Source organism: Niallia alba (genome assembly GCF_012933555.1).
Classification (GTDB): Bacteria; Bacillota; Bacilli; order Bacillales; family Cytobacillaceae; genus Niallia; species Niallia alba.
Window position 1 is genome coordinate 559598 of sequence record NZ_JABBPK010000001.1, and the last position, 21042, is coordinate 580639.

14 protein-coding genes and 2 riboswitches are annotated in these 21042 nt (G+C 35.8%); of the genes, 11 read left to right on the plus strand and 3 right to left on the minus strand.

What is annotated here, in order from left to right; all coding sequences use genetic code 11:
* Window positions 1-269 precede the first annotated feature (269 nt).
* From HHU08_RS02905 to HHU08_RS02920, 4 genes are all read left to right on the plus strand, one after another.
* Window positions 270-2180 carry a beta-glucoside-specific PTS transporter subunit IIABC gene (locus HHU08_RS02905; protein WP_169187761.1) on the plus strand — a complete coding sequence of 637 codons (1911 nt, stop codon included), beginning with the start codon at window positions 270-272 and terminating at the stop codon, window positions 2178-2180.
* 27 nt (window positions 2181-2207) lie between these two features.
* Window positions 2208-3629 carry a 6-phospho-beta-glucosidase gene (locus HHU08_RS02910; RefSeq protein ID WP_016203989.1) on the plus strand — a complete coding sequence of 474 codons (1422 nt, stop codon included), beginning with the start codon at window positions 2208-2210 and terminating at the stop codon, window positions 3627-3629.
* A gap of 117 nt (window positions 3630-3746) precedes the next feature.
* Window positions 3747-4577, plus strand: coding sequence for a BglG family transcription antiterminator LicT (gene licT / locus HHU08_RS02915; protein ID WP_101728854.1), 831 nt, complete (start codon window positions 3747-3749; stop codon window positions 4575-4577).
* A 528-nt stretch (window positions 4578-5105) separates the two neighbouring features.
* Window positions 5106-6335, plus strand: coding sequence for an IS110 family RNA-guided transposase (locus HHU08_RS02920; RefSeq protein WP_100525939.1), 1230 nt, complete (start codon window positions 5106-5108; stop codon window positions 6333-6335).
* 244 nt (window positions 6336-6579) lie between these two features.
* Here the strand turns inward: HHU08_RS02920 and HHU08_RS02925 are convergent, their stop codons facing one another.
* Window positions 6580-6756 (minus strand): hypothetical protein, encoded by a 177-nt coding sequence (locus HHU08_RS02925; protein WP_169187763.1) that lies wholly within the window; start codon window positions 6754-6756, stop codon window positions 6580-6582.
* Window positions 6757-7094: 338 nt separating this feature from the next.
* On the opposite strand from HHU08_RS02925, the gene HHU08_RS02930 reads away from it, so the two are divergent.
* The 5 genes from HHU08_RS02930 (at window position 7095) to guaA (ending at window position 14880) form a co-directional block, all read left to right on the plus strand.
* Window positions 7095-8498: a TerD family protein gene (locus tag HHU08_RS02930; protein WP_016203987.1), complete on the plus strand. Its 1404-nt coding sequence runs from the start codon at window positions 7095-7097 to the stop codon at window positions 8496-8498.
* Window positions 8499-8623: 125 nt separating this feature from the next.
* Complete coding sequence (locus HHU08_RS02935; RefSeq protein WP_101728855.1) at window positions 8624-9577, plus strand: AAA family ATPase; 954 nt, start codon at window positions 8624-8626, stop codon at window positions 9575-9577.
* The gene (locus tag HHU08_RS02940) at window positions 9577-10782 is read left to right on the plus strand and encodes a DUF58 domain-containing protein (protein WP_016203986.1); all 1206 of its coding nucleotides are present in this window, start codon (window positions 9577-9579) and stop codon (window positions 10780-10782) included. The genes HHU08_RS02935 and HHU08_RS02940 overlap by 1 nt, the downstream gene beginning before the upstream one ends.
* The gene (locus HHU08_RS02945) at window positions 10783-13017 is read left to right on the plus strand and encodes a DUF4129 domain-containing transglutaminase family protein (protein ID WP_169187764.1); all 2235 of its coding nucleotides are present in this window, start codon (window positions 10783-10785) and stop codon (window positions 13015-13017) included.
* Window positions 13018-13046: 29 nt separating this feature from the next.
* Window positions 13047-13148, plus strand: a riboswitch (purine riboswitch).
* 181 nt (window positions 13149-13329) lie between these two features.
* A complete protein-coding gene (gene guaA / locus HHU08_RS02950; RefSeq protein ID WP_169187765.1) occupies window positions 13330-14880 on the plus strand; it encodes a glutamine-hydrolyzing GMP synthase in 1551 nt (516 codons plus the stop codon).
* Between the two features lie 276 nt (window positions 14881-15156).
* Here the strand turns inward: guaA and HHU08_RS02955 are convergent, their stop codons facing one another.
* Both HHU08_RS02955 and HHU08_RS02960 read right to left on the minus strand, forming a co-directional pair.
* On the minus strand, window positions 15157-15969 hold the full coding sequence (locus HHU08_RS02955) for a pyruvate, water dikinase regulatory protein (protein WP_169187766.1): 813 nt from the start codon (window positions 15967-15969) through the stop codon (window positions 15157-15159).
* Window positions 15970-15981: 12 nt separating this feature from the next.
* Entirely contained in the window at window positions 15982-16611 is a 630-nt protein-coding gene (locus HHU08_RS02960; RefSeq protein WP_169187767.1) for a CBS domain-containing protein, read from the minus strand.
* Window positions 16612-16825: 214 nt separating this feature from the next.
* Here HHU08_RS02960 and HHU08_RS02965 point away from each other — a divergent pair, with 214 nt between their 5' ends.
* On the plus strand, window positions 16826-17941 hold the full coding sequence (locus HHU08_RS02965) for an IS4 family transposase (protein ID WP_016201461.1): 1116 nt from the start codon (window positions 16826-16828) through the stop codon (window positions 17939-17941).
* A 271-nt stretch (window positions 17942-18212) separates the two neighbouring features.
* Complete coding sequence (gene ppdK, locus HHU08_RS02970; protein WP_169187768.1) at window positions 18213-20822, plus strand: pyruvate, phosphate dikinase; 2610 nt, start codon at window positions 18213-18215, stop codon at window positions 20820-20822.
* 95 nt (window positions 20823-20917) lie between these two features.
* Window positions 20918-21020: riboswitch (purine riboswitch) on the plus strand.
* Window positions 21021-21042 lie beyond the last annotated feature (22 nt).

Here is a 21042-nt window from a genome sequence, read left to right on the forward strand (position 1 = left end):
CGCAATAACATTATTAAACCAATTATAGGATGGTTTAATAAATCGACAAAAGAATTCAATTTTCTAAAAGAAAGCGTTGACACTTATTTTAAGTCATGATAAATTACAGGTAACAAATACAAAACTTAAAAGTTCCGTGAAGGAATGTTACCTTAAGTGGGCATAACCTGAACTGACTAGAAAACATGCTATTGTCTTGCGTGTATTTTAGTCGGGTCAGGTTTTTTTATTTGTTAAAACCAAATTCCATAGTGAAGGAAGGGTCAAAAATGAAATATGAGCAATTAGCAAAAGATATTATTGCCAATGTGGGTGGAAAAGAAAACGTTTCCAGTGTTGTTCATTGTATTACGCGTCTCCGCTTTAAGCTACGAGATGAGAGTAAAGCAAATACAGAAATACTAAAAAACATGGATGATGTTGTAACTGTTATGAAAAGCGGTGGTCAATATCAAGTGGTTATCGGTAACCATGTTCCAGACGTATACAAAGCAGTTGTTTCAGTAGGCGGCTTTCAAAGCCAACAGCCTGTAGAGGAAGAGCAAGGTTCTAAAGGATCTCTTTTCAATCGATTTATTGATATGATTTCGAGTATTTTTACTCCCGTTCTTGGAGTTCTAGCAGCATCAGGGATGATCAAAGGGTTTAATGCACTATTTTTATCAATAGGATGGCTAACAGATTCTTCTGGCACTTATCAAATTTTAAATGCAACAGGAGATGCACTATTTTACTTCTTACCAATCTTCTTAGGGTATACAGCAATTAAGAAATTTGGAGGAACACCGTTTATTGGAATGGCGATAGGGGCTGCATTGGTTTATCCAACCTTATCTACTTTAACAACAGGTGATCCTTTATATACCATATTTGGAGGTACATTATTTGAATCACCAATCCATATTACTTTTTTAGGAATACCAGTAATTTTAATGAGTTATTCTTCTTCCGTTATTCCGATTATTCTTTCCGCATTCTTTGCTTCTAAAGTAGAGAAATGGTTAAGAACTGTTATACCAGATGTAGTGAAAGCATTTATTGTTCCGTTATTTACGTTATTGATTGTCGTTCCTGTTACATTTCTCGTTATTGGTCCAATTGCAACATGGGCAAGTACATTAATTGGTCAAGGTTCTTTATTCTTATATAACTTAAGTCCAGCCATTGCAGGATTATTAATAGGCGGGTTCTGGCAAGTACTGGTTATCTTCGGTCTTCATTGGGGTCTAGTACCAATTGCTATTAACAATGTAGCAACACTTGGCTATGATACTATTTTATCTCCTGTATTTGCAGCGTCCTTTGCGCAAATTGGTGCAGTCCTTGCTATTTTAATTAAAACGAACAATCAAAAGTTAAAAACGTTGAGTTATCCAGCTTTTATTTCCGGTATTTTTGGTGTAACTGAGCCAGCAATTTATGGGGTTACCTTACCATTAAAGAAACCATTTATTATTAGCTGTATCGGTGCAGGTATAGGTGGTGCTATTGCAGGTCTTACAGATGTAAAGGGTTACATTATTGGAGGTCTTGGAATTTTTGGTATCCCTTCTTATATTACTCCTACTAGAATCAATATGAACTTATGGGGAGCACTAATATCAATCATTGTTGGTTTTATAGTAGCATTCTTATTAACATTATTCTTTGGAGGTATTAACAAAAGTCAAGATTCGACTGGAAAAACTACAGCATCAAACCAAGTAGCAGCAACAAAAGTAGAAAAAGAGGAAGTAAAAAGCCCTTTGAATGGAGAAGTGAAAGCTTTATCAAAAGTACAAGATGAAGCATTTGCATCTGGAGCACTTGGCCATGGGATTGCAATTGAACCGAGTGAAGGAAAATTATATGCTCCAGCAGATGGGACTGTCTCTGCTTTATTTCCAACGAAGCATGCAATTGGTATCACAACTGACACTGGTGTAGATATTTTAATTCATATCGGAATGGATACCGTTCAATTGGAAGGGAAGCATTTTACTGTACACACTACACAAGGTGAAATTGTAAGAAAAGGGCAATTACTTATCGAATTCGATATGGATGAAATAACGAAAGCTGGGAAGCCTTTAACGACGCCGATCGTTATTACAAACTATAGAGAGTTTCATTTAGAAGTTACAGATAAAAAACAGATACACCAAGGAGATTTATTATTTCGCCTAGAAACGAAGGGATAAGTTATAGAGAAAGGAATGATAGATAGTATGGCGTTTCCAAAAGGATTTTTATGGGGTGGAGCAATTGCTGCCAATCAAGCAGAAGGAGCTTATTTAGAAGATGGCAAGGGCTTAACAACTGTTGATTTATTGCCAACAGGGGATAAAAGGTTTGAGATTATGATGGGAAACCTTCCGTCTTACGAGCCGCTTGAAGGAGAATTCTATCCTTCACATGAAGCAATTGACTTCTATCATCGATATAAAGAGGATATTGCCCTTTTTGCAGAAATGGGATTTAAATCACTGCGTTTATCGATTTCATGGGCAAGAATCTATCCGAACGGTGATGATTCTACACCAAATGAAGCTGGGCTACAGTTTTATGATGATATTTTTGATGAGCTATTAAAGTATGGAATCGAACCAGTAGTAACTATTGCTCATTTTGATGTACCTATTAATCTAGTAAAGAACTATGGGAGCTGGAAAAATCGTAAACTAGTTGATTTCTTTGAAAAATATGCAACTACCTTGTTTGAGCGTTATAAGGATAAAGTGAAATATTGGATGACTTTTAATGAGATCAACATGCTTTTACATTTGCCATTTGTTGGTGCAGGATTGGTGTTTGAAGAAGGAGAAGATAAGCTTGAAGTGAAATATCAAGCAGCACATCATCAATTGATTGCAAGCAGCTTGGCTGTAAAAGCAGGGCATGAAATCAATCCTAATATGAAAATTGGTTGTATGCTGGCAGCAGGCCAAACATATCCATATTCCTGTAATCCAGATGACGTCTTTGATGCAATGGAAAAAGATAGAGATTCATTCTTCTTCATAGATGTTCAATCTCGAGGAAAATATCCTGGCTATGCCAAGCGATTTTTCAAGGATAAAAATATATCAATTAAAATGGAAGAGCAGGATGAAGCATTATTAGCGGAATATACAGTTGATTATATTGGTTTTAGCTACTATGCGAGCAGAACTACAAGTACAAATCCAGAAATTAATAAGCAAACTTCTGGGAATGTATTCGGTTCTATTGAAAATCCATATTTAGAAAAATCAGAGTGGGGTTGGACAATCGATCCGAAAGGTTTCCGTATCACAGCAAATCAATTGTATGATCGCTATCAAAAGCCGTTATTTGTAGTAGAGAATGGTTTAGGGGCTATCGATATACCAGAAGAAGATGGAGAGATAAAGGATGATTATCGTATCGATTATCTACGTAAACACGTTTTAGAAATGTCTGAGGCGATAGAGGATGGTGTAGAAATAATTGGCTATACCAGCTGGGGGCCAATTGATATAGTAAGTGCTTCAACAGGTGAAATGAAAAAACGCTATGGCTATATTTATGTAGATAAAGATAACGAAGGGAATGGGACATTAAATCGATCAAAGAAAAAGAGTTTCGATTGGTATAAAGAAGTCATTGTATCCAATGGAGAAAAGGTATAAAAAGGAAATTGGGAAGTTGGTTATCAACTTTCCTTCTTTCCCATTTTTTAAACAATACTATCACGATCACTTATCTATTATAATGAAAAAAAGCCATATTAAACTACAGGTGGTCTAATGAAAATAGAAAAAGTATATAACAATAACGTAATCGGTACATTTAATAATAAAAAAGAAGAATTAGTAGTAATGGGCAGAGGGATTGCTTTTCAGAAGAAACCTGGTGATTTAGTTGATGAAACAAAAATCGAGAAAATATTTGCTTTAAAAAATAATGATATGTCGGAAAAGTTTAAAACACTCCTATATGAAGTGCCGGTTGAATATATCGTCATAACGGAAGAAGTTATAAAGATTGCTAGCAGCAGGCTTGGGAGGAAGTTAAATGATAGTTTTTATATTTCTCTAACCGATCATCTCCATTTTGCTGTGCAAAGAATAGAAAAAGGATATGAAATTAAGAATGCATTATTATGGGAAATAAAACGATTTTATAAGGAAGAGTTTGCTATTGGAATGGAGACGGTTCATCTAATTAAGGATAAGTTAGGTGTTGAACTACCAGAAGATGAGGCGGGATTTATTGCTATGCATCTAGTCAATTCAGATTTAAATCAAGAAATGCCTAATATCGCAAACATAACAAAGGTAATGCAAAATATACTAAATATTGTTAAATATCATTATAAAATGGAATTTGACGAGGAATCTTTAAATTACTTTCGGTTTCTTACCCATTTGAAATTTTTTGCGCAAAGACTATACAGCAAGACATACATGGATGATGATGACCCATACCTCTATGAAATGGTTAAACATAAACATCAGGAAGCATTTAAATGTACGGAAAAAATAAATGAATACATTGAAAATCAATTCAATTATTCTTTAACAGATAATGAAAAGTTATATTTAGCAATTCATATACAAAGGGTAGTTAATCGTTAGTAGTTTGCGGGGATCATTTTCTTTCTTTAGGCTTTGTTAAAATAAAAGGCTGTTTTCGTAAAGTTTGTTGTGATTACCCAGCCGGAATACACGTCGCTTTCCGTGGGGCTAAGCTTAAGCCTCCTCACTTCGCCTCCGGGGTCTCAGACTGTCTCGCTAATCCCTGTGGCGTCTTCGTGTATTCCGGCTGCTCCATTTTTCCAACTAATTCTTTTTTTCGATTGAAAAAACAACAATCCTTTAGAAAAACTCTCATGGCGGCGTTACCCGCCGCCACCGTCTATCATGAAAACTTGCTCCTATCCCATGATAGAAAGTCTAAACCACTTAACACCTGACCATAATTAATAGTACAATACGACCAGTCCGAAGACTGTTTGGTGGATCAATACAAGTTGATACCCCGTTAGAAAAACTGGTTGTGACAGTTTAAAAGAACCGTCTAATGTGTTTATAAACACGAATACAAAAATTTTGTATGATGACTTCTGTCGCTTGTATTGTATTAAAAATCTTTGAGGTGATTATATGGAAGCTATGATTGAACGGTGTGCAGGCCTAGATGTACACCAAGAAACAGTAGTTGCTTGTGTTTTATTTGGTTCATTAGATAAAAAACCAAATAAAGAGATTCAAACCTTTCCAACAACCACAAGTGGCCTTTTGGCACTTAGCGACTGGCTATCCTCACACAAAATAACGGATGCTGTAATGGAAAGTACCGGTGTATATTGGAAGCCCGTTTGGAATGTTATAGAATGTGACTTCCAATTAATCCTCGCCAATGCCCAACATGTTAAAAATGTTCCCGGAAGGAAAACAGACGTAAAAGATGCGGAGTGGTTAGCTAAACTTTTGCGTTCTGGACTAATTGAAAAAAATTTTGTACCGCCCAAAGAAATTCGTGATTTGCGAGATTTAACCCGGTATCGTAAAAAACTCATCCATACACGAACTTCTGAGCGCAATCGAATCCACAAAATTCTACAGGATGCAAATATTAAACTAACTTCTGTTTTATCTGACATTTTTGGTGTCACTGGTTGTCGCATTATTGAAGCCCTAATAAACGGCGAAAAAATAGGTGTGTTTGAACTTCAACAAATGGTTGATTCAAGAGTTAAGGCGAGCACAACAGATATTGCAGAAGCCCTTAACGGTGGAATACGTAAACATCATATTGATATGTTACGTTTCCATTGGGACCATATCAATCACATCGATGAAACAATCGAAAAAGTAGTTGAACGCATAGACCAAGCGCTTATTCCTTATCAAGAGGAGTGCGAACTACTAGATACCATACCGGGTGTGGATAAAAATGCATCCGCAATCTTTATAGCTGAAATGGGTGTAGACATGTCAGTATTTAAAAGTTCTAAACATCTAGCCTCATGGGCTGGAGTGAGTCCAGGAAATTATGAGAGTGCCGGTAAAAAAAAAACAGGTAAAACTCAGTACGGAAACAAATCATTAAGAACCACCGCTGTTGAATGTTCCATGGCTACAGATAGACAGTATAATCGCATATCTGCACATAGAAAAAGAATTATGAAACGACAAGGAAAATCGAAAGCACGGATCGCTTCCGCTCATTTAATCCTAACAATTGCTTACAATATTTTAAAAACAAGGCAACCATATCAGGAACTAGGCCCTGATTATGTTGATCTCGAACAAAGTAAAGAACAAAAAATGATTCAATACTTAAAAAGGAAAGGGTATCGTATTGAACCCACTAATGAACAAATTGCTTAATGAATAACAAAAGCACTATATTTAATCATTCCTAGCCTTTTAAAAAAGTTCAAATTTAGAAGGTTCAGCTTAGTGTTGCCTTTTACCTAAAGAGTTTTCATACAAACAGCCAAGTAAAATGTTGTTTTAAAGGCAACTGAGCAATAATAGATGGATAGCATTCTTCTATATTACATGATAAAAAACATTTTATTTAACAAAGCCTTAAAAATGAGAAAACAGGAAATTATTTCTATATAGATAATTACTGTGTAATCGATTGGTCTGTAGTATCTTTTTCTTCTGCCTGTTCCTCTTTGGAAGCTTCGTAAATCTTCTCGTATTCTTTTCTCACTTCTCCACAAGTGATGCATATACCACTGTAATAATAATTATATTTATGATATTTTCTTATCTTACAAATAAGGGAACCAAATAACATACGTAACACTCCTTTACCTTTTCCATTCTACCGTACGAGCGAATTATATTCGGTTAAATAACCGTTACGAACCTACCAAGTTTATTGCAAGCATGTCTTCTTTATCTTTTTTATGACAAACTCCCCAAAAACATTACATTTACTATAAAAAATAGTTGGAGAAAGAAAAGATGTAACGGAAAGTGGTAAGTTTAGAAACTTTTTCATGGATTGGATCGTAAAAGGAATAGTTGTAATACAAATGTAAATGAATATACGTACATTTACCTAGATAATACTGTAAAATAATAGTTAATCGATAGTTGGAAGAAGACGATTGTAAAAAGGAGAGATTCTTTGTGGGGGTTATACTAAGTAAAGGTCAAAAGGTAGATTTGACAAAAGCACATCCTGGATTAAGCAATGTTGTAATAGGTTTAGGATGGGACATCAATCATCATGAGGTCCATTATGATTTAGATGCTTCCGCTTTTTTATTAGGTAGTAATAATAAAGTATGGAGTGATAATGATTTTATTTTTTACAATAATCCAACTGGCGCTAATGGATCGGTAATATATAGTGGAGATAATCGGACAGGTCAAGGTAGGTTGGATGATGAACAAATTAGAGTAGATTTGGCTAAAGTACCAACCACTATTCAACGCATCGCCTTCACTATTACAATCCATGACGCTTATGAAAAAAGGCAAAATTTTGGACAAATATCTAATGCCTATGTCAGAGTATATAATGAGAGCGAACAAGTAGAACTTCTTCGTTTTCATCTTGGAAGAGACTTTACAATTGAAACAGCGATTGTTGCAGCAGATATTTATCGTCATCAAGGCGAATGGAAATTTAACGCAGTTGGCAGTGGTTTTCAAGGTGGGCTCGCTGCTTTATGTCATAATTTTGGCGTGACTGTAGATGATGAGCATGCAGCAGTTGTTCATTCTAATACATCTATACAACAAATCTATCAAGAACCAACTCCCCCTTCTTTTCAGCCTTTTGAAGCACAAAGTTATGGCTCACAAGAAAGAGGCAGCTATGAACCTATAAGACAATCCGCATATGCAAATAACACACAAGCTTCTGGACAAGCGTCCTCCTATGATCGTTATTCTAGTGATCAATTGCAATGTATGAGATGTCGCAGTACAAATGTCCGTACTGGTGAAAAAGGATTTGGAATCGGGAAAGCAGCTATAGGAGGACTGATTTTAGGACCAGTCGGTTTACTAGGTGGCTTTATCGGAAAAGGACAGCTTAAAATAACCTGCAATAGTTGTGGTTTTAGTTGGTCACCATCTCAGACAGATTATGCGGAATGGGGAAGACAACAGAAACAACGAGCAAAAGATCTCTTTATGCGCTATAAAAACCCAGAAGTACTAGACGCTGTAGTTGCTGCATGTGCATTAGTTGGTATGGCGGATGGAAGATTAGATCCTTCCGAAGAACAAAAAATGAAGGAGTTTATCCATCAAAGCGAAGAATTGCGTGTTTTTGATACAAATAAAGTAATTCAGCAATTTAATCAGTTTGTTCAAAAAATCGAATATGACCAAATTATTGGTCGAGCTGAATGTTTTCGCGCATTAGGGAAGGTTCGTTCCAAGCCTGAGGTTGCAAGACTTGTAGCTAGATATTGTATTGCAATAGGGTATGCAGATGGACATTTTGATCAAAGAGAAAAACAAGTAGTAGTGGAAATATGTCGAGAATTAGGATTAAATCCACAGGAATTTTTAGCCTGAAAATGGGCAATGATAGAATAGAAGATGGAGTTACAGAATTGATAGTTTGTTAGCAAATAAAAAATATTCTGTAGTTAAATAGAGAAGAATGATAAATTAATCGAAAATACAACAGGAGGAGAAGCATGGCAGGAAATCATAGTTTGATAATTGACAGAATAATCGGTAATATCGAAAAGGTGATGATTGGAAAAAGGGACGTTGCAGAATTGAGCTTAATTGCTTTACTTGCTCAAGGACATGTTTTATTAGAAGACGTGCCAGGTGTTGGGAAAACAATGATGGTGAGAGCTTTAGCAAAATCAGTTGGTGCTAATTTTCGTAGAATTCAATTCACCCCAGACCTACTACCCTCTGATGTAACAGGAGTCTCCATTTATAATCCGAAAGAGCTGGAATTTCAATTTGTTCCGGGGCCAATCATGGGGAATATTATTTTAGCAGATGAGATCAATCGAACTTCTCCGAAAACACAATCCGCCCTTTTGGAAGCAATGGAAGAGAGTAGTGTTACGATTGATGGAATTACCCATCATTTACAAAAACCATTCTTTGTGATGGCGACCCAGAATCCAATTGAATATGAAGGAACCTATCCTCTTCCAGAAGCACAACTTGATCGCTTCTTATTGAAAATGCATATGGGATATCCAACTGTAGAAGAAGAAATGGAAGTGCTAACTAGAGTCCAAGTAGCAGCGCCAATTGAAAAATTAGAGTCTGTTGTGAGCTTGGATGAGCTGCTGACTCTTCAATATGAAGTAAGGCAAGTGTATGTGGACGATACGATAAAAAAATACATAGTAGAACTTGCGACTGCAACAAGAGATCATGCAAGTATCTATTTGGGAGTTAGTCCTAGGGGTTCTATTGCTCTAATGAGAGCAGCACAAAGCTATGCCTTTATTCAAGGAAGAGATTATATTATTCCAGATGATGTACAATTTTTAGTGAAAGCTGTTTTTGCTCATCGAATTATCCTGAAATCAGAAACAAAATTTGATGGAATTACAGCTGAAGAGATTATCGATCGAATCCTTGGGCGAGTGCCTGTGCCAGTGCAAAGGTTAGTGAAGTAATGAAAAGATTTTTGCAAAAGCTAAATCGGATTTGGAAATTAATCTTGCTATTTTTACTAATAGCGATGGTATTTTCTTATGCCATGTTCCAAGGTGGGTTTGTAAGCTGGTTTTTATTTTATAGCTTTTTACCATTTGCTTTATACGGTTTATTCGTTGCGGCGTATCCTATTAGAGACTGGCAAGTAAAACGAAAGATTTTAAAGTATGAATATAGTGCTAAAGAAGAAATGCATGTGGAAATTGAATTAACGAGGAATACATTTTTCCCAGTTTTCTATATTGTGGTGAGAGATTCTTTTAGCTCCACTATCGGAGAAAAAATAATGGGAAAGAAAATGTTGATGCCTGGTTTTAAGCGTAGACTCACTTTTAAATATACGGTAAAAGAGTTGCCAAGGGGAGAGCATGTATTTGATCAGATTTTTTTACAAATGGGTGATCCACTTGGCCTTATTGAGAAAGAAAAGGCCTATATCCAAGTCGATCGAATTCTTGTGTATCCTCCTGTTGAAGAAATGGTATACAAACCGCTGGAAAATCACTATGAACAGGGAATGACCTCTTCAAAAGAGAGAGTTCAACGAGATACGACGATGGCTGTGGGCATAAGAGAATATCAGCCAGGTGACCGTTTTTCTTGGATTAACTGGAAAGCAAGTGCAAGGCGTAATACCATGATGACGAAAGAATTTGAACAAAAACAGTCTCATGACATTATGATTGTAATGGATTGTCAGGAGAATAAAAGATTCGAAACGGTAGTCTCTTTTACTGCTTCTATCATCCGTGCCATTTTAAAAAAAGGTGCCCAAGTTGGCTTACTATCAGTTGATTCTGATCGGACGATTTTTCCAATAAGAGGAGGAGAAAGCCAGCAACAGCTATTACTCTACCATTTAGCGAAAGTTCGTACCGCAAAGAATATAACACTATCTGAGGTGCTAGATAATGAAAGTAGTCAATTACAGCCACAGGCTACCATTATGTTAATCACGTCTCAATTGACGAGAGAACTAGTCGATAAAGCTGGATGGCTAGCTAGCAAAAGATATAATATCGCTGTGTTTGTCATTGCAGGTAAAAAGGAAGGTCTATCTAGTGGAGAAAAAACATTAAGTGCTTTCGCTGCAAAAAGAGGCATTCGAGTTATCCCTGTTTCAGAAGGCAGGTTTAAAGAGGCGTTTGGGGAGGTGGTGGCTTAAATGAGTACATCATTTAACAAAAAAGACATCACAATAGCCAATTTTCTATTATACATTTTAGGATTTTTTTTAATATGGGAATGGCTCAGGCCATTGGAGGAATTAACAAATACAGACAATGTGATTGTTTTTAATCTATTTCTTGCACTCTCTTTATTGTTAGCCTTTTTGCGAGTTCCGAGCTTGTTAAGTGGAACAATTAAGACGATATATATAATATTTATTCTTCAATATCTATATTATGAAGGCTCGTTCTTAACTTTCCAGTGGATTCAGCCTTTTGTTACGGAGTTTATTGATAATTTAGCATTGGTATTTAATACTAGTTGGCCGGAAATGACGAACATGTTTAAAAGCTGTCTGTGCTTTATTTTGTTATGGCTAATGGCATATTTAATTGATTACTGGCTAATTAAGAGAAGAAAGATTTTTACTTTCTTTTTACTGACCATTATTTTTATTACAGTGTTAGATACTTTTACGATTTACAGTGCTAATAATGCTATTATTCGTACAGTTATCATTGGGTTTACAGCAATGGGAATGTTAACATTCTTTCGAATAAATGAAAAAGAAAACGTTGGGAATACGCGAGGCTCTATTTTGAGATGGATGATTCCATTGTTTCTATGTGTAATCGTGAGTGCAGGGATTGGCTATTTAACACCAAAAGCAGATCCTATATGGCCAGATCCTGTTCCGTTTATTCAGACAATGGGGAATAAAGGAGGAGAGGATGAAGGAGAAGGCCAAGGAAATGGTGTCCATCGAGTTGGATACAGTGTAGATGATTCCAGATTAGGTGGAGACTTTATTGGGGATTCTTCCTTAGTCTTTGTTTCGGAAGTAGAGGAGCCGCATTATTGGAAAGTGGAAACGAAAGATACGTATACAGGTAAAGGGTGGGTACAGTCTGAGGAATCTTTAAAATTAAGTCGAGATAACTTTGAAGTATTAGATCATGGTGGCGACATTCCATTTGTTTCCTTTGTGGAAGGGGAGAGTGTGAAGCGAACGGAATCAGAAAGCACGGTGCAATTTGCCAATGCTTTTTCCTATCTACTTTATCCGTTAGGTGTAAAAGAAGTATCCGCAACTAATTCGTATATGGAAATTGAAAGCGGAAATGAGCGTGGTGTGTTTAACGGATATGTAGAAAGCTACTCTGTTAAATATGATGTACCAGAATATAGTTTAAATGCTTTAACAACAGCTGATATGGAGGCCTTTGTGAGGGATAATCCAGATATGGCGAATCGCTATCTTCAGCTGCCTGATTCGCTGCCGCAAAGAGTGCAAGATCTTGCTGCTGATATAACAAAAAATGATGAAAATGTCTTTGCGAAGGTAAGGGCGATAGAAACCTATTTCTCTGCTAATGGTTTTGTCTACAGCCAAAGTAATGTTGCAATTCCAGAAGGGGATGAGGATTATGTGGATCAATTCTTATTTGAAACAAAGCTAGGTTATTGTGATAATTATTCCACTTCAATGGTTACATTGCTGCGTTCGATTGGTATTCCATCTCGATGGGTAAAAGGCTTTACAGAAGGAGAATTTGTAGAGACAGATGGGGAGATTCGCCGTTATGAAGTAACAAATAACAATGCACATTCCTGGGTAGAGGTCTATTTTCCAGAGGTTGGTTGGGTTTCCTTTGAACCAACACAAGGATTCTCAAATGCTAATACGTATCTGAATGACGTGGAAACCGATCGAAATACGGAAAGTACTGAAACACAAACGCCAGAGGGACAGGAGCAACAACCGGAAACTCCAGAAAACAAACCGGAAGATCCAGAACAAACAATGGAGCCTACATCACCAGCTACAGAAGGATGGAGAAATTACACAACTGCCGCAAAAGAAAATTGGCAGTGGATTGCTCTAGTTCTAGTAATCATTGTTGTGGTTGGATTTACTGTTTATAAATTTCGCTATAAATGGATGCCATATTATTATATTTGGAAGTTTAAAGACATAAAGGATGAAGGTAATTTTCCAAAAGCGTATATTGTGTTGCTGCATTTATTAGAGATAGCCGGACTTCAAAAGAAGGAAGAAATTACCTTGAGGGAGTATGCGAAGCAAATAGATCACATTTATTCCAGTAAAGAAATGAGCCAATTGACTGCTAAATATGAGGAATATCTGTATAAAGGTCAGATACAAAAAGAGACTTGGGAAGAGTTAAGGGAATTGTGGGAAAATTTAATTAAAAAAACAACAGCTTGACCATCGATTCGACATGTTGTTACAATATTCTCATCTATATATTATTCCTTCATATATCCTCGATAATATGGTTCGAGAGTCTCTACCGGGTCGCCTTAAATGATCTGACTATGAAGGCAGATAAGTCTTTCCAGTTTAGCTTTATGTGGGAATCCAAAGACTAGAATTCTGCCTTCGTTTTTATTTGAGGCCGATTCTAGTCTTTTTTTCTAAAAAAAAGACTGTGAATTTAGAGATAAGAAGCATGAATGATGAAGGTGTTTGGAAATAGTAATAAGAGAAATTCAAATAGATTAATTGGGGTGAATAGGAATGGGGAAAGCGCATATCGAAGGTCAGGAAATGATTGTTGTCCTAGACTTTGGTAGTCAATATAATCAATTGATTACAAGAAGAATAAGAGAATTTGGTGTATATAGTGAGTTGCATCCACATACCATTACTGCTGAAGAGATTAAGGCATTAAATCCTGCAGGAATAATTTTCTCAGGTGGCCCTAATAGTGTATACGACGAAAATGCATTTGGCGTAGATGAGAAAATATTCGATTTAGGACTTCCTATTTTCGGTATTTGTTATGGGATGCAATTGATGACCCAGCATTTTGCCGGAAAAGTGGAAAAAGCAAAGCATCGTGAATATGGAAAAGCAGCGATCAATATTGAAAACAGCTCTAAACTATTCGCTGACCTTCCAACAGAACAAATCGTTTGGATGAGCCATGGTGATTTAGTAGTTGAAGCTCCAGCGGGGTTTACTATTGATGCAACAAGTGCATCATGTCCTATCGCTTCTATGAGTAATGAAGAAAAAGGATTATATGCAGTTCAATTCCATCCAGAAGTTCGTCACTCTGTATATGGAAATGAATTATTGAAAAACTTTGTGTTCGGTGTTTGTGGATGCAAAGGTGATTGGTCAATGGAGAACTTCATTGAAATCGAAATGGAAAAAATTCGTCAAACAGTTGGCGACAAAAAAGTTCTTTGTGCCCTTAGTGGTGGAGTAGATTCTTCTGTTGTTGCTGTTTTGATCCACAAAGCAATTGGTGATCAATTAACATGTATATTTGTTGACCACGGTCTTCTTCGTAAAGACGAAGCAGAAGGCGTTATGAAAACTTTCTCTGAAGGCTTTAACATGAATGTAATTAAAGTGGATGCAAAAGAACGCTTTATGTCTAAACTAGAAGGCGTAAGTGATCCAGAGAAAAAACGTAAAATTATCGGAAATGAATTCATCTATGTATTTGATGATGAAGCAGCAAAATTAGAAGGAATTGATTTCTTAGCACAAGGTACACTTTACACAGATATTATTGAAAGTGGTACAGCTACTGCTCAAACAATTAAGTCCCATCATAATGTAGGAGGACTTCCTGAGGATATGCAGTTCCAATTAATTGAACCTTTAAATACGTTATTTAAAGATGAAGTGCGTGCTCTAGGAACAGAATTAGGAATTGCTGATGAAATTGTGTGGAGACAACCTTTCCCTGGTCCTGGTTTAGGAATTCGCGTATTGGGTGCAATTTCAGAAGAGAAATTAGAAATTGTTCGTGAGTCTGACGCAATTTTACGAGAAGAAATTAAAAAAGCTGGCTTAGATCGTGATGTATGGCAATACTTTACTGTTCTTCCGGATATCCGCAGTGTCGGGGTAATGGGGGATGCACGTACGTATGATTATACAATCGGAATTCGCGCCGTTACTTCCATTGATGGAATGACTTCTGACTGGGCAAGACTGCCTTGGGATGTACTAGAAGTAATTTCCACAAGAATCGTTAATGAAGTGGCGCATATTAACCGCGTTGTGTATGACATTACTAGTAAGCCGCCTGCTACGATTGAGTGGGAGTAATTTTTCATAAGTGAACTATTCCTCATTATGAATTGATTTAAAAAGCAATAATTGGAACATAATTATAGTAACCAATGATTTTGACGTAATTTATTTCAAAGTCATTGGTTTTTTTTATTGGAATAAAGCCGTTACTATATGATGTACTGCTAACAATGCTTTAACAACACCCTAGGTTGTAAATTAATAAATGTTGTAAGTGTAATTCTATATGGTGTTCCGAAGGTCGCCCACTGCTCGCTATCAATCAAGAAAAAAAATAAATGAAATTCAGTTTTATTTTAAATTCTTTAAATGTTTTTCTATAAGATAAGCTGTTTCTTCAATCGATTTATCTGTTACATTAATAACATATGCATTGTGCTTTTTAAATACTAGCTTTGAATACTCTAATTCTTCATAAATTCTTTCTAAATTTGTATAACTAGATGAGTTACTCAACCCTAAAGAATCTAAGCGGTTACTTCTAATTCTTGATAAATTCTCCGGTTTACAAACCAATCCAATTATTTTCTGTCCTTCTACTTTATCTAAAATTTGAGGTAAAGGAACTTCAGGTATAAGTGGTAAGTTCGAAACTTTATAACCTTTATTTGCTAAATACATACTCAAGGGTGTCTTTGAGGTACGAGATACACCAAGTATTACTGCATCCGACTGAAGAAATCCTTGTGGGTTCTTTCCATCATCATATTTTACTGCAAATTCGATTGCTGCTATTTTATTAAAATATTCCTTATCTAACTTATGAACAATACCAGGCTCTTCTATTGGGGTAAAACCTGTTTTAGATTTAATAATTTCAAAAAAAGGATTCATTAAATCCAAGTAATGTAAGTCTGTTTGTCTACTAAAGTCATTAGCGACAGTAGCTAAATGGTTATCGACTAATGTACTAATCACTACGGCTTTGTCCTTTAACGCATCACGTAATATATCAATCAATTCTTCTTCTTTGTTAACAAATGAAAATCTGTAGCTATTGTTGAATACCAAATCTGGATATTGAGCAGTTACGGCTGCTAATAGTTTTTGTGAAGTTTCCCCTATTGAATCGGAAATTGTATATACAATGATTTCGTTTTTCATAAAAAATCTCCTCTATCCATTTAATTCTGCATTTCTTGCTTGTTGAATAATGAAATTTAGTATTCTAGTTTTAGTGATTTTACCAATCACTTTCCTCTCATTGTCATCATCAACAACAGGTAATGAATCTACTTCAAAATCTTGAAGAATACTTGCCACTTCTAAGATATCCATGTTCTTTTTACAAACTTTAATGTGAGGTACACGAGTCATGCAGACAGCTACAGGTGTATTATCAATATTCGTATTTAATGATGCTCGCAATAAATCCTTTCTTGATAAAATACCTAATAAAAGTTTTTCTTCCCCAGTGACATACAATGAACCTACGTCATACATAAATAAAGTTGTTATGGCATCTCTAATGGAAGTATCTTGATTAATCATTAACGGCGGCATCATTACCTCATTAACTTTCGTATTAAAGGTTTTAAAAAAGAAAAATTTCTCTACATCTGATCCAGAATACGTGTACCCAATTTTAGGAGTAGCTTGTAAGATTCCTACAAGAGTTAAAAAAGATAAATCCGATCTTAAGGTGGCTCTTGATACATCCAATAAATCAGAAACCTTTTCTCCACTCACCGGTTGATATTCTTTTACAATTTTAATAATTTGTTCTTGTCTTTCGCTTAGTTTCATTATTATCTCCTAAAAATATAGATTAATTAGACTACAAAAATATGAGTATTATCATTATGCGTTCTATTATACATCACTAGTGTTGCATTAATTTATTTTCATTATTAAAAATACTCAAAATGTTCAATTTTATTATTTTGTGCAAAGAAAAAGTCCTTTATAATGGATAAGTCAGGTGGTAACCCGTCCAAATCCACTAAAAAAGGACCAACACATGGACAAGATTACACGAAAAACTTCATTTGGACAATGGTTTTCACCAATAAATCTTCAACTTTTTGAAGAAACCGTGAAAACGTTGAAATTAGATTACTATACGAAAAAACTAAAAACAGACTCATTTCTAAAATTACTCCTTTTTGCACAGCTACAAGAAGTCGAAAGTTTGCATGAGCTAAGCGATTGTCTTTTCGACGACCAACTACAAAAAGGCATTGATCTTGATTCAATCAGTATTTCTCAGCTCTCACGCCGATTAAACGGTATAAATCCAGATTTATTTCAAAGGCTTTTCCTTGATTTAGTCGCACAAATTCATGCAAAAACACATTATACAAAGCTTATTATGCCGTTAAAAATCATTGATTCAAGCACATTGCCACTTAATTTGACCAATCATAAATGGGCAAAGTTCCGCAAAACAAAAGCGGGTGTCAAGTTGCATTTGAGACTTGTGTTTATGGAAAAAGGGAGTTCCTATCCTGAAAAGGCTGTTTTAACAACGGCAAAAGAACATGATCGTGGTCAGCTTGAAATCATGGTTGATGATAAAGAATGCATGTATGTGTTTGACCGTGGCTACCTAGATTACGAGCGCTTTGACCGAATGACAGATGATGGTTACTTTTTTCTTTCAAGGCTACGGAAAAACGCAGTCATACGGGAAGTTTATAATTTTAAACTACCCGAGAATTCAGCTGTTTTGTCAGATCAAATGGTGTTGATTGGTACGACTCAAAACCGTGCTGAAAATTACTTTCGTCTTCTAAAAGTGATGGATTCAAAAGGAAATGAACTGCATTTAATTACCAATCGTTTTGATTTGAGTGCCGAAGAAATTTCAGAGATGTACAAATCACGGTGGGCAATTGAGTTGTTCTTTAAATGGATCAAACAGCATCTCAGCATCAAAAAGTTCTACGGTCAAAGTGAATGGGCGATTCAAAACCAAGTGTTTATCGCACTGATTGTTTTTTGCCTACATGTTCTCGTACAACTTGAAACAAGAAGTAAGCGAAAAACCTTACAAATTAGCCGTTATTTAAGGGCTGCATTGTGGAAACCAGCCCATATCTGGCTTCGAAAGATTGAAGGGAAAGCCATCCCTTAATAAGCAAATTGTTGTTGTCGCACAAGTCTAATTGTAAAAAAAAACCAAATGGATGGAGCCACCTTTGAATAGGTATTTACCTTTTTGGCTCTAAACAAGGAGGATAATCAGACTGAAAATTGCGACAATATTTATGCAACACTAGTGATTATACATATATAAATTAATTATTCAACTTTAATATGTGTATTATTTTTGTATTGACAATTATATATGTGTCATATTAAAGTGAAAAAGAGATTAATGTGATACATATATAAGGAGGCGGCTAATGGAAAAGTTGATTTATTTTTTCAAAGAAGGACGTAGTGAAGACAAAGAACTCTTAGGTGGCAAGGGAGCAAATTTGGCTGAGATGACTCGCTTAGGTTTACCAGTGCCTCCAGGATTCACAGTTACAACTGAAAGCTGTATGAAGTATTTAGAAGAACCTTCTTTTTTTGAAAGATCGTTAAGAAAAGACATTTTGAAAGCGATTAAAAACTTAGAGGTAGAGACAAAAAAATCTTTTACAGGCGATGAAAAGATTTTATTGGTTTCCGTAAGAAGTGGTGCAGCATTTTCAATGCCAGGGATGATGGATACAATTCTTAACTTAGGGTTAAACGATCTTAGAGTTCAATCTTTAGCTAGATTAACTAGTATGGATTTTGCATTTGACTGTTATCGAAGATTATTACAAATGTTTGGTGATGTAGTATACGGCATCCACAAAGATAAATTTAATGTGCGCCTGCAAAAAATGGAAAAACAATTTAGCAAAACAATGGCAGATTTTCAAGAAAATGAACATTTGCAATTAATTGAGTCTTTTAAAGCGCTATTTATTGAAAATGATACTTTTTTTCCTCAAGATCCTATAGATCAATTATTTGAAGCTACCAAAGCCGTTTTTAAATCATGGAATAATCACCGAGCGAAAGTTTACCGCGACATGCATGAAATTCCTCATCATTTAGGAACCGCAGTAAACATTCAATCAATGGTTTTTGGAAATAGTGGGAATGACAGTGGTACAGGTGTAGTTTTTACAAGGAATCCTGCAACAGGTGAAAACAAATTGTTCGGCGAATTTTTGCTAAATGCTCAAGGGGAAGATGTGGTAGCGGGTATTCGTACACCAGAATCTATCGAGGCATTACAGCAAATCCTTCCCGAAGCATATGCGGATTTTAAAAGGTATGCAAATATACTGGAACAACATTATAAAGACATGCAGGATATTGAATTCACTATTGAAAATGGGGAATTATTTATTCTTCAGACAAGAAACGGAAAGCGGACGGCTAAAGCCACTTTGAAAATTGCATTAGATTTAGTTAATGAAGGTTTGATTACAAAAAAGGAGGCTGTTTTACGTATTTCACCTGAAACAATTGATCAACTCATTCATCCTATTTTTGATGTGAAAGCTATCCAAAACGTCGAGTTATTGGCAGAAGGATTACCTGCTAGTCCTGGTGCAGCTACAGGAGAAATCGTTTTTACATCGGAAAAAGCTAAAGAGTATCGTGCTCTTGGAAAGAAAGTGATTCTTGTACGTCAAGAAACTTCACCGGAAGATATTGAAGGAATGATTGTCAGCGAGGCTATCGTTACAAGTCGAGGTGGAATGACTTCGCATGCAGCAGTTGTTGCTCGAGGAATGGGAACTTGCTGTATAACAGGATGTGAAGCATTAACTGTCAATGAAGAATTGAAAACAATTACTTGTAGAGAACGTATTTTAACTGAAGGTGACCTTCTCTCTGTCGATGGCAGTGCTGGTAGATTGTACCTTGGTGAAGTACCGACTGTTGTAGTAGAAAATGACCAAAATTTGCAGCTGCTTCTCTCTTGGGCTGATGATTATGCTGAATTACAAGTTCGTGCGAATGCTGAGACAGTCCAAGATTTAAAGAAAGCGATCGAATTTGGGGCTACCGGTATAGGATTAGCAAGGACGGAGCATATGTTCTTTGGTGAAGAACGGGTGCTCGAAATGCGACGATTGATATTGGCGGAGAATAAACAAGAAATCAAATTAGCGTTAGAAAAATTACTTACTTTCCAACAAGAAGATTTTTACCAGATGTTTCAAGTCGTTAAAGATAAGCCGATGGTCATTCGCTTATTAGATCCACCTATGCATGAATTTCTGCCTCATGACTTCAAGGAGATCAAACAATTAGCGGCGAAGTTAGACAAATATCCATCAATGGTTGAAGAACAAATGAAACGGCTTCAGGAAACTAATCCGATGTTAGGACATCGTGGTTGCCGCTTGGGAATTACCGAACCACAAATTTATCAAATGCAAGTAGAGGCTATATTCAATAGTGCGATTCAGTTAACAAAAGAAGGTAATACTGTCTTTCCTGAAATTATGATTCCTCTCGTTGCTGAAAAAGAGGAACTAGCTTATGTTAAAGGATTTTTAATGGATACGATTGAAAATATCTTTAAAAAGCATCAAATGGAGCCATTTCCATATGAAATAGGAACAATGATTGAATTACCACGTGCCTGTATAATTGCCGATCAACTTGCTCAAGATGCTGATTTTTTTAGTTTTGGGACAAATGATCTTACGCAAATGACATATGGTTTTTCAAGGGATGATATTGGAAAATTTATTAATTCTTACAAAGAGAGAAGTATTATGACGCAAGATCCTTTCCAAACTCTTGATCAGAATGGTGTAGGGGAATTAATTAAATTTGCTGTAACGAAAGCACGTCAAACAAAAGAGAACATGATGATTGGTATTTGTGGAGAAGTCGGTGGAGATCCTAAATCGATAGCTTTCTTCCGGAAAATTGGCATTGACTATGTATCATGTTCACCTTATCGTATTCCTGCCGCTCGTTTAGCTGTTGCCCAAGCAAGTATAATTAAATAAATTCTGTGTCGAAAAGCGAACGATTTCATGTTTTTTATTACAATTGTTCGCTTTTTTGTGTTGACGAGCATTCGTCAAACTGTTAAACTAGATTTACAACTGAAATAGATTTAACTCGTATAATATTGGGGAATACGGCCCGAAAGTTTCTACCGAGCTACCGTAAATAGCTTGACTACGAGGTAAGTGTGTATATAGGGAATATTTATGAAATCATTTA